Origin of the sequence: Elusimicrobium simillimum (assembly GCF_049639735.1) — a bacterium.
GTDB lineage: Bacteria > Elusimicrobiota > Elusimicrobia > Elusimicrobiales > Elusimicrobiaceae > Elusimicrobium > Elusimicrobium simillimum.
Genome location: NZ_JBEVVA010000003.1, coordinates 1586249 through 1600974, shown reverse-complemented (window position 1 = coordinate 1600974; position 14726 = coordinate 1586249). Strand labels below are relative to the sequence as shown.

At 46.7% G+C, this 14726-nt stretch carries 12 protein-coding genes and 1 pseudogene; 12 read left to right on the top strand and 1 reads right to left on the bottom strand.

The features are described 5' to 3' along the window. Nucleotides 1-183 precede the first annotated feature (183 nt). The 5 genes and pseudogenes from AAIR98_RS09895 to prfA all read left to right on the top strand — a co-directional run. Nucleotides 184-315, top strand: a pseudogene (locus AAIR98_RS09895) (phosphopantetheine-binding protein); the annotation flags it as partial. Between the two features lie 63 nt (nucleotides 316-378). Further along, nucleotides 379-3888, top strand: a complete 3510-nt coding sequence (locus AAIR98_RS08200) for an SDR family NAD(P)-dependent oxidoreductase (RefSeq protein ID WP_481128624.1) — start codon at nucleotides 379-381, stop codon at nucleotides 3886-3888. Continuing rightward, nucleotides 3888-4487, top strand: coding sequence for a 4'-phosphopantetheinyl transferase family protein (locus tag AAIR98_RS08195; RefSeq protein ID WP_423971706.1), 600 nt, complete (start codon nucleotides 3888-3890; stop codon nucleotides 4485-4487). Before AAIR98_RS08200 ends, AAIR98_RS08195 begins: the two co-directional genes overlap by 1 nt. 26 nt (nucleotides 4488-4513) lie before the next feature. Then, a complete protein-coding gene (locus AAIR98_RS08190; RefSeq protein WP_423971705.1) occupies nucleotides 4514-6127 on the top strand; it encodes an acyl-CoA carboxylase subunit beta in 1614 nt (537 codons plus the stop codon). A gap of 154 nt (nucleotides 6128-6281) precedes the next feature. Then, nucleotides 6282-7340: a peptide chain release factor 1 gene (prfA, locus tag AAIR98_RS08185; RefSeq protein WP_423971704.1), complete on the top strand. Its 1059-nt coding sequence runs from the start codon at nucleotides 6282-6284 to the stop codon at nucleotides 7338-7340. Nucleotides 7341-7473: 133 nt separating this feature from the next. Here the strand turns inward: prfA and AAIR98_RS08180 are convergent, their stop codons facing one another. Further along, nucleotides 7474-7965 carry a hypothetical protein gene (locus AAIR98_RS08180; protein ID WP_423971703.1) on the bottom strand — a complete coding sequence of 164 codons (492 nt, stop codon included), beginning with the start codon at nucleotides 7963-7965 and terminating at the stop codon, nucleotides 7474-7476. A gap of 69 nt (nucleotides 7966-8034) precedes the next feature. Between AAIR98_RS08180 and prmC the strand changes: the two genes are divergently transcribed. From prmC to AAIR98_RS08145, 7 genes are all read left to right on the top strand, one after another. Then, complete coding sequence (gene prmC / locus AAIR98_RS08175) at nucleotides 8035-8871, top strand: peptide chain release factor N(5)-glutamine methyltransferase (protein ID WP_423971702.1); 837 nt, start codon at nucleotides 8035-8037, stop codon at nucleotides 8869-8871. Nucleotides 8872-9198: 327 nt separating this feature from the next. Further along, nucleotides 9199-10182: an AAA family ATPase gene (locus AAIR98_RS08170; protein ID WP_423971701.1), complete on the top strand. Its 984-nt coding sequence runs from the start codon at nucleotides 9199-9201 to the stop codon at nucleotides 10180-10182. An 18-nt stretch (nucleotides 10183-10200) separates the two neighbouring features. Next, on the top strand, nucleotides 10201-11061 hold the full coding sequence (locus AAIR98_RS08165; protein WP_423971700.1) for a DUF58 domain-containing protein: 861 nt from the start codon (nucleotides 10201-10203) through the stop codon (nucleotides 11059-11061). After that, nucleotides 11058-11981 (top strand): hypothetical protein, encoded by a 924-nt coding sequence (locus AAIR98_RS08160; RefSeq protein ID WP_423971699.1) that lies wholly within the window; start codon nucleotides 11058-11060, stop codon nucleotides 11979-11981. The genes AAIR98_RS08165 and AAIR98_RS08160 overlap by 4 nt, the downstream gene beginning before the upstream one ends. After that, nucleotides 11978-13093, top strand: a complete 1116-nt coding sequence (locus AAIR98_RS08155; RefSeq protein WP_423971698.1) for a VWA domain-containing protein — start codon at nucleotides 11978-11980, stop codon at nucleotides 13091-13093. The genes AAIR98_RS08160 and AAIR98_RS08155 overlap by 4 nt, the downstream gene beginning before the upstream one ends. Next, entirely contained in the window at nucleotides 13093-14106 is a 1014-nt protein-coding gene (locus AAIR98_RS08150; protein ID WP_423971697.1) for a vWA domain-containing protein, read from the top strand. The genes AAIR98_RS08155 and AAIR98_RS08150 overlap by 1 nt, the downstream gene beginning before the upstream one ends. Then, nucleotides 14103-14726, top strand: coding sequence for a tetratricopeptide repeat protein (locus AAIR98_RS08145; RefSeq protein ID WP_423971696.1), 624 nt, complete (start codon nucleotides 14103-14105; stop codon nucleotides 14724-14726). Before AAIR98_RS08150 ends, AAIR98_RS08145 begins: the two co-directional genes overlap by 4 nt.

The window sequence follows — 14726 nt, the reverse complement described above, 5'->3', positions numbered from 1 at the left end:
GGGTCTTTAGCCGCTTGCCCAACGCCAACAGCCCAGCCCGAGCCTAAACTTGACCTGCCCGACCTTCCCAAGCCGGAAGTGACCGAGACCTCAAGCGAGCCCGCCGCCCCGGGTTTAGCCCACGCCGTAGCGCACAAAGCTAACCTTGATAAGACAGCGGTAACAAAAGAGATTGTTGATTTAATAGCCGAGAAAACCGGCTACCCGCAGGACATGTTAGAATTAGATTTAGACATGGAAGCGGACCTTGGTATTGACACGGTAAAACAGGCGGAATTATTTGCCGCTATCCGTGAAAAATATAATATAGCGCAGGTAGAAGGCGCAGGCATACAGCTTAAAGATTATCCTACAATTAACCATGTAATAGGTTATGTAATGGAAGGCGCTGTAGACGGCGGTTCTGCTTCTATCCCCGCTTCTTCCACGGTTCACACAGCCGCGCCCGCACCTGTAGCGGTTGCACCCGTTGCCGCACCCGCACCCGTGCAAGCGTCGGCCCCGGCAACATCTTCATCAAGCTTAAATGAAGACGCTGTAGCTAAAGAAATAGTAGATTTAATAGCCGAGAAAACGGGTTACCCGCAGGACATGTTAGAGCTTGACCTAGACATGGAAGCGGACCTTGGTATAGACACGGTAAAACAGGCGGAACTTTTTGCCGCAATCCGTGAAAAATACGGCATAGCCCAGCAAGAAGGCACAGGCATACAGTTAAAAGACTACCCATCTATCCGCCACGTAATAGGTTTTGTAATGGACGGCGGCAGCGCGGGCTCTTTAGCCGCTTGCCCCACCCCGGCCCCGCAGCCTGAAGTAAAACTTGATTTACCCGACCTTCCTACACCGGAAGTTACCGGAACATCAAGCGAACCTGCCGCGCCCGGCCTGGCCGAAGCAATAGCTCCGGCCCCTGTGCAGACAGCGGCCCCCGCAACATCATCAAACTTAGATGAATCAGCGGTAGCCAAAGAAATAGTAGATTTAATAGCCGAGAAAACAGGTTACCCGCAGGATATGTTAGAGTTAGACCTAGACATGGAAGCGGACCTTGGTATAGACACGGTAAAACAGGCGGAACTTTTTGCCGCTATCCGTGAAAAATACGGCATAGCGCAAGTGGAGGGCGCAGGCATACAGTTAAAAGACTACCCGTCCATCCGCCACGTAATAGGTTTTGTAATGAATGGTTCTCAGCAGATTGCTACGGCAGCTGCGCCGCAGGCGCAGCAAGAGGCGGCGGCACCCGTTCAAGCGGCCGCACCTGCCCCCGTGCAAACGGCGCCCGTAGCGCCGGCCCCGGCTGCAGACAAACCTTACGAGGGTGAAAAGTGTCATGAAAGAAAATTAAGGTACGTACCTACATTGGTAGACGCACCCTTAACCGAAGAAGCCGACAGAAAATTATCTTTAGACCGCCCGGTACTTATATTTGCCGATAACTCACAGCTTATTAAAGCTTACCAGGAGTGGTTTAAAAAGCGCGGCATACCAACACACGTGTTTACCACGCTCAAAGCCAGAAGCAAAAACACAACAATAGTAAACTGGGAAAGCGTTGAAGAAACCGAGGCCGTGCTTAGGCAGTACCAGGCGGAAAACCCCGGTACGCAGGGTATAGTTTACCTGCTTGGCGCCACGGTTAAAAAGTTTGACAAAAAGAATAATCCGCACGCCGACCTGGTAAAACATGTTATGCCGCTGTTTATAGCGCTTAAAGTGTTTGCCGGCGACTTGGCTGACAGAACGGCCGCTGATACATTCTTTGCCGTCAATACCAAAGTTGACGCCGCGTTTACCTACGCCACTAAAGAGCTTGTTAACCCCATTGTGGGCGGCCTTTACGGCGCGGTACAGTGCTTTAGAAAAGATATGTTTGAAGTAGCCAACGGCTGCATAAGCAAGTTGTTAGACTTTGAGGCTGAAGCGGCGCCCGAAGAAATGGCCGAGAAAACAATGTATGAACTTTTGCGCGGCGACATGCGCTTTATGATTTCCTATAAAGACGGCAGACGCTCAACCGTGCTCTCATTACCCACACGCCTTAATATGAAGCAAAAGAACTTTGACCTCGCCGGCAAAACCATAGCCTTTACGGGTTGCGGCCGCGGTATAGGTTCACTTCTCAGCCAGAAAATAGCGGCGCAGTATAAGAGCAAGCTTATCGTGCTTGATATTATTGAGATAACAGAAAAAACGCCTGTCTGGGCATCTATGAACGAGACGGAACTTGCCGCTCTTAAAAACCAAATATGGGCTGATTTAAAATCTAACCCTAACGTAAAAGCCACGCCTGTAATGCTTGACAGAGAGTTTGGTAAAGTAAAAGATTCCATTTCACTTTACAAAAATCTTGAAAAGTTAAGAAGCTTGGGCAGCGAGGTAGAGTACTACCACTGTGACGTTATGAACGGCACTATGATGAAAGACGTTGTAACCAAAATCAAAGCAAAAAGCGGCCGTGTGGATGGTTTAATCCACTTTGCCGGCCTTGAACGCAGCAAACTGGTAACAGATAAAACGGTAGAAGAATTTTTTAGAATCTTTGACGTTAAAGCCACCAGCGGCGGCGCGCTGTTAGCCTTAGGTTTGGTTAAAGACAGCGGTTTTTACGCTTTCGCTTCGTCAATCGCGGGCAAATACGGCAACCTTGGCCAGAGCGACTACGGCTGCGCCAACGAGTACCTTGCCAAACTCGCCCTTACCTTGCAAAACCAGGGTACAAGAGCAATCAGCATTGCTATGAGCGCGTTCTCTAATATTGGCATGGGTATCAGACCCGGCGTGGAAACATTCCTCAAGAGCAACGGCGTTGAGTTTGTGGACCCGCAGGACGGTATGCAGCTGTTCTTAGACGAAATTGTTTACGGCCGCGTTTCAGAAATAGCTTTGACAGACGTGCTTGGCAAGCTTGACTGGGACCGTCAGGTTAAAACAGATTGGGAAGAAATTATAGATGGCGATGATACCTCCGCCGGTAACGGCGGAGGGTCGTCTTCCTCATCCGCCCAAACAGAGGCTGACCCTGAGCCGCAGGATTTAAAAGAAAATCATTTTTTAGGTGACATTAAATCCAATGTTACAGGCCAAAGCATTGAGGCCGAAAAAAACTTTACCTTAGAGACCGATTACTATCTGGCCGACCACGCGATAGAAGGCACGCCGTATGTGCCGGGCGTAATGGGTATAGAAACTTTTATGGAAGCCGCCACACTTGTGACAGGCCAAAAGCCCAAAGGTTTGCAGGATGTGCACTTTTACCTGCCCATAAAATTGCTTCGCAACAGGCCGCAGGCTGTTACCGTTAAAGGCACGGTAGTTAATGGGCAGTGCGAGATGGAAATTGAGTCAGATTTTATTAACAGCAAAGGCGTAAAAATGGGCGATACAAGACGCCACTTTACAGCCCGCACGCTGGCTAACCCGCAGTCCAACTGGGCGGCCGTAAAAGACAGCATAAAACTCAGCAACAAATTTATAGCTACTAACGAAGATATTTATAAAAGGTATTTCCACGGCCCCAGTTTTCAGGTATTAGAGGGCGTGCTCAGCATTACCGATAACACCGTGCTGGCCCGCTACAAACGCCCGGCCGAAAAACTTTTTACGGACGGTCCTAAAAAATTAATAGCCTATCCTTTACTTATAGAGGCCGCATTCCAGGCCTGCGGTTACAGAGATTTAAGCGTAGACAACCGCATGAATTTACCGGACAGTATAGGCCAGTGCATTGTGCACGGCAAAGGGGAGTCGCCGGAATCATTGTACCTTTACGGCGTATACAAAGGCCTTAGCATAGAAGGCAAAAGCATTTACGACGCCTACGTATTTGACGAGGACATGAACCTCTGGATTGAGTTATCGGACTACTACGGTATAGGCCAATAATGTATAAATTTTTGATAGTGCCGCTTTCGCAGATGCCCTTGGCAGAGGAGTTTCTGACCGAGGGGGAAATGCGGTACTACCAAACTTTAAAGATAGAAAAAAGAAAGAATGATTTTGCTTTAGGCCGTTACGCTTTAAAGTTGCTTATCAAAGGGCATTTTATAGATACGGAATATAAAGACATAGAAATACTAAAGCATGACGACGGGCACCCGCTGCTGTCAGTTAACGGCGCGGACCCGGGGCTATACATATCAATATCACACAGCAACGGCGTAGCCGCCGTGGCCGCCAGCAGCACCAACAAAGTTGGCATAGATATTGAAAAGATTGAAGACAGGTCTAATGCTTGGGCGGAGATGGTTTTTACCAAGGCCGAGCTTACCGGTTATAACGCCGCCTACCTTACAACCCTCTGGGCTAAAAAGGAGGCCGTGCTTAAACTGTACGGTTTAGGCTTAAGCGTTGGCATGCATGATGTTGAGTTTGTAGGAGATGAAATAAAATTGCATGGCAAACTAGCGGGCAAAGATAGTAATATAAAAGTAGATGTTAAAACAGATTTTGAAGATTTTGTAACAGCGGTAGTATATATATAAATTTACCCCCTTTACGGAGGCAATATATGGACATGTTAGGCAGGCCGGAAAACGACGTTGACCAAGAGAAAAAGCGTGAACGTAAACCCAGCAAAAGTTTAGAAAAATTTAGAAAAATTTACGAAGACGCCCTTAAAGGCGGCCCCGAAGATAAAATAAAAGCGCAAAAAGCCAAAGGTAAGTTTACCGCCAGAGAAAGGATAAATTACCTTGTGGACGAAGGCAGCTTTTACGAAGTTAAAACCCTTGTTGAAAGCAACTGTACTGATTTTGGCATTAAAGACAAACACATTAAAGGCGACGGCGTTATCACAGGTTTTGCCCGCATAGCGGGGCGTGAGGTTGCCGTGTTCGCGCAGGATTTTACGCAGCTTGGCGGTTCGCTCGGGTTAGCGCACGCTAAAAAAATAGCTTCGCTTATGGACATGGCGCTTGAAACTAAAGTGCCTGTTATCGGACTGTTGGACTCCGGCGGCGCGCGCATACAAGAGGGCGTGGAAAGCTTGGACGGTTACGGTGAAATATTTTACCGCAACGTTAAGGCGTCGGGCGTTATACCGCAAATTTCCGTTATACTTGGCCCTTGCGCTGGCGGCGCGGTGTACTCACCGGCGCTTACAGATTTTATTTTTATGGTTGAGGGCATCAGCCATATGTTCGTTACCGGCCCCAGCGTTGTAAAAAGCGCTACCGGCGAGGAAGTAGACTTTGATACACTCGGCGGCAGCGTTGCGCACAGCGAGAAAAGCGGCGTTTGCCACTTTGTAGCAAAGAGTGAGCAAGACTGCTTTAGACAAGTACGTGAATTGTTAGAATTTTTGCCGCAGAACTGCGCCGAAAAACCGGCCCTTACCACAACCGAAGACCCCGCCACAAGAAAAACAAAAATGTTAGAAACAGTGTGCGAGTTGGACGCCGGCAGGTCATTTAGAGTGCAGCATGTTATCTGGCGTCTTGCCGATAATTACGAATTTTTTGAAGTACACCAAAACTTTGCCAAGAACGTAACCGTGGGCTTTATGCGCATGGGGGGCGAGGTTGTGGGCGTGGTGGCCAATAACCCCGCGTACCTTGGCGGCGCGCTGGACCTTAACGCCAGTGATAAAGCGGCCCGTTTTGTGCGCTTCTTAAACGCTTTTAATATACCTATACTTACCTTGGTAGACATCGGCGGTTATCTGCCGGGTGTTGAGCAGGAGCACGGCGGTATTATCAGGCACGGCGCCAAACTGCTTTACGCTTACGCCGAGGCCACGGTGCCTAAAATTACCTTGGTGCTGCGCAAAGCTTACGGCGGCGCCTACATTGCTATGAGCTCAAAATATTTAAGGGGCGATTTTAACTTTGCTTTCCCCAGCGCCGAAATTGCCGTTATGGGCCCCAGGGGCGCGGTGGAAATATTGTACTCCAAAGAATTAAAAAATACTCCCGCTGATAAGTTGGACGAAGTTAAAGGCAAGCTGGTGCAAGAGTACAGAGATAAATTTGCCAGCCCGTACCAAACCGCTTCCACAGGTTCTATAGATGAAGTTATAGAGCCGTCTGAAGCGAGGGAAAAGATTATCCGCGCTTTAAGAATTTTAAAGAACAAACGCGACCCTAGAGAGAACAATCCTAAAAAGGGTAATATACCGTTGTAATGTCGCTTCCTAATCTACGGGGCCTCTATACTTTCTCCCTTTCATAAAGGGAGTACCCGAGGAGCGGGGGAGGGATTTATCACGCTGCGTAGCAGCTTACTATAAAATGCCGTGCCGCTAAATGGACGTATCAAAACATCAAAGAGAGAACATAATGGACATTAGTAAATATTTAGAAGAATTTAAAACTTTAGAAGCCGAGATGGCCACAGGCAATTTGGCGAGTGAGGATTTACAAAAAAAATCTAAACGCCACGCCTTCCTTCGCCCGATAGTTGAGAAAGGGCTTGAACTTGAGGCCGCTGTAAAAGGTATAAAAGATTCGCAGGATATTATCAAAGAAAACTTAGATAAAGAAATGACGCAAATGGCCGCCGAAGAGTTGGAAATTTTACAGGCTAAAGTGCCTGAGCTTGAGGCTGAACTGCGCGTGCTTGTTATACCGCCCGACCCGAATGACTATAAAAATATCTACCTTGAAGTACGCCCCGGCGCAGGTGGGGACGAGTCCTCGCTTTTTTCTGCCGAGATGCTGCGTGTTTACCAGCGCTTTGCCGAAACCAGAGGCTGGAAAACCGAACTTTTGGAATATACGCCCACAGGCCTTAAAGGCTGCAAATACGCCAGCATGTTTATAAAAGGCGACGGCGCTTATTCATGGCTGCGCGACGAGTCCGGCACGCACCGCGTACAGCGTGTGCCAGACACCGAAACTTCAGGCCGTGTGCACACATCTACAATAACCATTGCTATTATGCCTGAAGCGGAAGAAGTAGACATTCAAATTAACCCCGCCGATATTGAGATGGAAACCTGCCGCGCCGGCGGCGCGGGCGGGCAGAACGTTAATAAAGTGGAAACGGCGGTGCGCCTTATCCACAAACCCACGGGCGTTGTGGTAAGCTGCCGTGAAGAACGTTCGCAGGGCGCAAACAGAGAAAAAGCTATGAAGATGCTTCGCGCCAAACTCTACCAGATGGAAGAAGAAAAAAGGAATAAAGAAATTTACGATACACGTAAATCCCAGGTAGGCACCGGCGACAGGAGCGAAAAAATACGCACCTATAACTTCCCGCAAAGCCGCGTGACGGACCACAGGACAGAAAAATCTTATCACAACATAACAGAAATTATGGAAGGTAATATAGATGAGATTTTGGGTGACCTTAGAAAGTTAAGAGTAGAAGAAAAAATTAAAAACTTGGCCATATAAACAACCCAAATAAACCTATTGTAGGGGCGGAGCTAGTCTCCGCCCCTTTTGTGCAAATTATGGGTCTAATATGCAATATAGGGCGGAGTCTAGCTCCGCCCCTACGGGTTTTTAATGTGGATTGTTTGATATACTACTGCTGTATAGAGCGGAACGCGCCTATTAACGCTTGTGTTGATAAAAATATCTGGTGGAACGGGTTGTCTGTTTTCAACGCTTCCTCATTAGCAATTTGCTTAACAAATAAATGTTTTTCAGACACCGCGAAGAATGTGGTGTGGTAAAGCTTCGCCTCCGGTAATTGTGAGGCTATTTCCATAAGGTTATTAAGCTCGGCCGTTTTATTTAAAAAATCTTCTGCCGCCGCTTTCATTTCAGGGTGGTTTTTGCCGCCTATTGTGCCGCCAATGCCGCTTTTAGAATTGTTTTCATAATACATGCTGGCGTCACCGAGGGTGGAGGCGGCTAAGAAAATATTTTTAATTTTATTTTGCCCGTCCGTCATGCAAAATTCTATGCCGGCAACGGATATATTGTTGTCGCCAATGGTTGGGAATTTGGCCTTTTTATCGTAAATAGTTTCATGCGTCCAAAAGTTTCTCATGTTTTTATAAGATTCGTTCATAATCATTCCCCTTTAGGTGTATATCTATATTTTAGTATTTTTGGCTGTCAAAATATATAGAATATAAGTATGCAAAATACAATCTCAGAACTGCTTAAAGATACAGAAAATAAATTTACAAATGCCGCCATTGAAGACCCCGCCGCCAACGCGGAGTTTTTGCTTGCGCATATTATTGGCGTAAGGCGTACCTGGCTGGCCGCCAACGCGGATTATAATCTAACCGAAGAAGAATTGGCTAAATATACAGACGTGGTAAACAAAAAACTTACAGGCGTGCCAATGGCCTACATCATAGGCAGCGCAGATTTTTGCGGGCACAGCTTTATAGTGGATGAGGACGTGCTTATCCCCAGGCCGGAAACGGAAGAGCTGGTACAATTTTCCATGGACATGTTGCCCGCCAAACCCCGGCGTTTGTTAGACATGTGCACAGGTTCTGGCGCCATAGTCTGCACGCTTGCCATGAAGTATAGAAATACAGAGGTTGTAGGCGTGGATAATTCTATGCCCGCGCTGTTAACAGCTAAAAAAAATATTGAAAAGTTTGACCTGCCCGTGCAGCTAATTTACGGCGATTTATTTGAAAATGTTGACGGCGCTTTTGACGCCATTATCACTAACCCGCCCTATATTCCCAGCGCCGATTTGCCGGGTCTTTCGCCCGAAGTTCAGCGCGAGCCCGCAAGTGCGCTTGACGGCGGGGAAACGGGGCTGGATATAATCACGCAAATTATTTTATACTCGCCAGACTATCTTACCCCCGGCGGTCTGCTTGCCATAGAACATTGCAAGGGCCAGGAAGAAGACATTAAAAAAATATTTGACATGAACGTGTGGCAGAGTGTGGCGTCCCGCAAAGACATGTACGGCATAAACCGCTTCATATTCGCTATAAAAAAATAATTTCCTCTCCCTCTTAGGGGATAGCGTAGTATGCATATATCAAGTATGTAGAGGAAGTTTTTTTGCGCTGTCTGCTGCGTAGCAGCAGCAAAAAAGCAGGTGAGGGTACTGTTTATGTTTGTTAAAGGCACATGATTTTACAACAGCACATATTTGTGTTTATCACCCTCACCCGCTCGCTACGCTCACACCCTCTCCCCTAAGAGGGCGAGGGAAATATTTATGTTTAAAAAGTAATAATTAAAGCCGCAACATCGCCCATAAAATTGGCTATAATATAAAAAAGGGCCACGTACGCACACGCGCACGTAGGTACGGGGAGGACGAATGGATATCAATTCTATCAGCCAGGCTGTACAGCAAGATAATTTGTTTGTACAAAATTTAAAAAGTGAAATGGCCAAAGTTATAGTAGGCCAGCAGGACCTTGTAGATAAAATGCTTATCGCGCTTATTGCCGACGGGCATATTTTAATAGAAGGCGTGCCCGGCCTGGCTAAAACGCTTACGGTAAAAACGCTTGCGGCTTGCTTAAACGCGGTGTTTTCCCGCATACAATTTACGCCCGATCTTTTGCCCGCCGATATAACAGGCACATTGGTTTTTAACCCTAAAGAGGGCACCTTTGCGCCTAAAAAGGGCCCCGTATTTGCCCACCTTGTATTGGCAGATGAAATCAACCGCTCTCCAGCCAAAGTGCAAAGCGCCCTTTTAGAATCTATGCAAGAACGCCAGGTTACTATAGGCGATAAAACCTACCGCTTACCCACCCCTTTTATGGTGCTTGCCACGCAAAACCCTGTTGAGCAGGAGGGTACCTACCCGCTGCCGGAAGCGCAGGTGGACAGGTTTATGCTAAAAATAAAAGTGGGCTACCCTACTAAAGAAGAAGAAAAGCAGATTCTTGAACGCATGAGCGGCGCCACCATACCCAGAACGGATCATATTTCAACAGTAGAGTCTTTGTTAAAAGCCCGCGCCACGTCGGACAATATTTATATAGACGAAAAAATTAAAAATTATATTGTTGACCTTGTGTTCGCCACGCGTAACCCTAAGGACTACAATTTATCTAAACTCACCCAGCTTATAAGCTACGGCGCCAGCCCCAGGGCCAGCATATATTTGGCCAAAGCGGCCAAGGCCTATGCCTTCTTAAATGGCCGCGGCTATGTTATACCAGAGGACATTAAAGCCATAGGGCCCGATGTGCTGCGCCACCGCGTGCTGCTGTCTTACGAGGCCGAGGCCGAAAATATAACACCGGACGATATTATCAAACAGATATTTGACGCCGTGGAAGTCCCGTAATAACCTTGAGGGGTTTATATGGACACCTTTGAAATTCTAAAAAAAGTACGCCAAGTTGAAATTAAAACCGGCCGCCTTGTGGCGGAAACTTTTGCCGGGGAGTACCTTAGCGTATTTAAAGGTGTTGGCATGGAATTTGCCGAGGTGCGCGAATACGTGCCCGGCGACGACGTACGTTCTATAGATTGGAACGTGTCCGCCCGTACGGGCAAAACTTATATAAAGAAATTTCTTGAAGAGCGCGAGCTTACGCTTATGCTGGCGTGTGATGTGTCGGCGTCAGGCCATTTTGGCAGTACGGGTAAACTTAAACGGGATGTTATCGCTGAGCTGGCCGCGTTGTTCGCTTTTTCCGCCCTCACAAATAACGATAAGGTTGGGCTTATGTTGTTTTCTGACCAAATAGAACTTTTTATATTACCTAAAAAGGGCCGCAAACATATTTTGCGCATTGTGCGTGAGCTGCTGGCGTTTGAGCCCAAAAGTAAAAAGACCGATATCAGCCTGGCGCTTAATACGCTTAACAAAGTTATAAAACGCCAGGGCATTATGGTGCTGTTGTCAGATTTTATGGATTCCGGCTTTGAGCGCCCTTTTAAGCTGGCGCAGAAAAAGTTTGACTTAATACCCGTTTTAGTGCGTGACCCGCTGGAAACCAAAACGCCAAACGTACCCATTTTTATAAACGCTACTGACCCGGAAACCGGCGCGCTTGCCGTGTTTAACCTCTCGGGCGCGCCAAGGTATAACGATACATCTGTGCTGGAAACATTTTTTAACAAGCTGGGGTTGGATTATATTAACGCATCTACCACCGGCGACGCGGCTACAGAGGTTGTAAAATTTTTTAAAAAGAGAGAGCGTAAAATACGAAGATGAAAAAGTTTGTAATTACTCTTTTAATTTTTATTTTATCCTGCGCCGCACTGCAAGCGCAGGAAGCGCACCCTGCCGCGCAGGCTACTCTCAAAGGCCCCGTGCCAAAGGCAACCCTGGCAAACTCTTTTGATATAGTGTTTAATGTTCCGCTGTCTGACGGTGTGCACGCGCAGGAGTTGAAGGTTGATAAAGAAGAACTTAGCAAAGATAATTTTGAAGTAACCGCTTACCTGGCAACACAGGTTGGTAACGCGGCCGAGTTTAGGCTAAGTGTAATACCGTTTGCTTTGGGCCCTACCAAATTCCCGGCTGTAACCTGGTATAACGGAACGCGGGAAGTTGCTAAAAGCGGGGAAATTACTATAGATATACAAAAAACCGCCACAGGCATAAGGGGCGATTTGGTAGATATACGCGGCCCATACAGGCCTGTGGATTGGTGGATGTGGTTTGCGGTATTTGTGGTAGTTTTTATATCCTTGGTTATATATTATTTTTACAAAAAGAGGAAACCCGGGGTATATAAAGAACCTGAGGCAATTATTAAGCCTGACAACCGCCCTATAGAGGTTATAGCAAAAGAGCGTATTAACAACTTGTTAAGTACAGACTTGTGGGAAAAAGAAAAATACAAAGATTTTTACATAACGCTTACAGATATTCTGCGCTGGTACCTAAGCAAGCGTTTTGATATAGACGCCAACGTGCAAACCAGCGCCGAGCTGCTTCGCAATATAAGACACTCTGACGCTAGAATAGTTTTAAATGAAGTTAAAGAGTTTTTAAACGCCGCCGACATGGTAAAGTTTGCCAAGTTTATACCGCTGTCTATAGACCGTGACCAGGATATAAGACTGCTTAGTGAAGTTATAGATATAACCGTCCCCAAACAACAGGAACCGGAAGGGGGCAAACTATGACGCTGCTGTTAAAAATACTTTTTATATGTTTGTTTATATTTACAATTACATTTTTATGTACGGTGTCGCTTGCGGGCGGGCGTGTTAAAAGAAATTTGATAAAAGCCTGCTGGGCTATGCTGGTGCTTACGCTGTCTGTCATAGCGTTAAACGTTGTTGTTTTTATATTTTTTAAAGACGTTCAATTCGCAAATCCCAAACACCTTTTCCTGTTAGTGCCGCTGTTGCTTTTATGGGTGGCGTACCCGTCTATGCAAAAGTTTTTAACGCCGTCTATTTACTATAACATGGCGTACGCGCCAAAGCGCACTTTTTCAACGGTGCTGGCAAAGTATTTTTGTTTTACTCTTATAATATTGGGGCTTTCAATAGCCGTAGTCGCGCTGGCCCGCCCAAGGGACGTACGCAAAACAATACTGCCGCCTACCGAGGGTGTTGATATCATTTTAACGCTGGACATATCTAACAGTATGAACGCCAGAGATTTTTCGCCCACACGCATGGAAGCCGCCAAGGCGGCCGCCAAAAGTTTTATAGAAAAGCGTAGTGCCGACAGAATAGGCATAGTGCTGTTTGCCACGGAGGCTATGCTGCAGTCTCCGCTAACGTTGGACTATGACTCTCTTACAGATTTTATAGGCCTTGTGCACACGGGTATGCTGCGGGCCAACAGTACCGCGGTGGGCGACGCGCTGGCCGTATCTATAGCGCACTTACAGCGCAGCGAAGCCAAAAGTAAAATAATAATTTTACTGACAGACGGCGAGTCTAACGACGGCGCTATTACCCCGCTTGACGCCGCGCGCAGCGCGGCCGCCATGGGCATAAAAATTTACACCATAGCAACCGTAGGTTATAAAGAGGGGGCGTATTTTGACACTTCGGGTCTGCGCGAAGTAGCCGCGCTCACCGGCGGCAGGTTTTTTATGGCTAACGATAATGACCAGCTTGACGCCGTATATTCAGAAATAGATTCTCTTGAAAAAACAGAATTTAAAAATTTAACCATGGTTAATTATAATGACCGTTACCACCCGTTTTTAGCTGTTGCCGTAATGCTGCTAACAGTAAGTTTTATTTGCTATAAAACTATTTTTATGAGGGTACCATAATGTCGCTGTTTAAGTTTCCTGTTATGCTTAGTCTCATGCTCCTGTGCGCGGTTGCCATAGGGGTGTTCTGGTACCTTGGCATAATTAGAAAGAACTTGGCGTTAAAAAAACTTTTCAGCGCGGAAGTTATGGCAAAAATAAATGTTAATTATTCTGCTTTTACCTCCAGGCTTAGAGATGTTTTGTTTTTACTGGGATTATTTTTAATGTTTATATCTTTAGCGGGCCCGCAGTGGGGGCTGGAGGAAGTAAATATTCAAACAGAGATGTCCTATACGGTAATAGCGGTGGACGTGTCCTCATCTATGAAAGCGCGTGACCTTAAGCCCAACCGTATTGAAAACGCCAAAACTATGTTAAAAATTTTGTTGGAAACTATGGCGGGTTCACGCGTGGGTATAGTAGCGTTTACTTCAAAGGCATATGTGCAAACGCCTATTACTAACGATGACGACGCCTTGCAGTATTTTGTTAACAACCTGCGCCCCGACATGCTGCGTGCTAAAGGCACGTCGCTCTTTGCTGCGGTAGAAACCAGCGTAGGGCTGCTTGGCAAATACCCCGGCAAAAAGGCGCTTGTTATACTTACCGACGGTGAGGACCATACCCCTGACGAACTTAGAGACGCCGTGCGCCTGGCAAAACTTTCTAACGTTAAAATTATAGCCGTAGGCATAGGTACGCCCGAGGGCGAACTTATACCTGAAGATATTGTAGACGGCCAGGTAACGGGTTATAAAAAAGATAAAGACGGCAACACCGTTGTAAGCAAGCTTGATGAAAAGGGTTTACAAACGCTGGCGTCTTCTACAGGCGGGGCTTATATCAAGTACACCAACTTTCAAAGCGTGGCCCAGCAAATAGGTAAAAGTTTGGAAGATTTAGACAAAGAAACCAGAGACTCGCGCGTAAACCAGGGTTATAAAAACAGGTATCAAATACCGCTTGCGGTTGGCATAATTTTAGCGCTGTTAAGTTTAATAATTCCTACAAAAAAGGTAAGCTTATTATGAGAATTATATTAACTTTTTCAATTTTAATTTTCAGTTTGCCCCTTAGCGCGGCAAGCCTGAACAGCCTGCTTATAAAGGGCGGCAAAGCATATAACCGCGCCCAATACGGCAAAGCGCTGGATATTTATAAGCTGGCCCGGCAAGAGGACCCCTCCTCAGACAAAGCGCAGTTTAACACGGCGGCGTCTTTATATAAACTTAAAGATTACCCGCAGGCGGCCGCTTTATATAAAACAGTTGCTGGGGCGAGCGAAGAGTTCAAGCAAGACTCTTACTTTAATATGGGCAACGCCTACTTTCGCGCGGGTGATAACGCCAAGGCAAAAGCCGCTTACAAAAAAGCTATTTTATTAAACCCCAGGGACAAAGAGGCCGTGCATAACCTGCAAATATTATTACAGCAGAATAAAGAAAACGAAGAATCTGAAAATAAAAAGCAGGACGAAGATAAGGAAAAGAATGACCAGCAGGGGGAAAATAACGATTCTAACTCCCAGCCTGACCAGGCGCAGCGTGACGCTGAGCGCCTTATACAAATGGCAAGAGAGCAGGAACGTAAAGACCGTTCCCGCAGCCGCGAGCAGTACGGCGAGGCTGGCGATGTTGAGAAAGACTGGTAA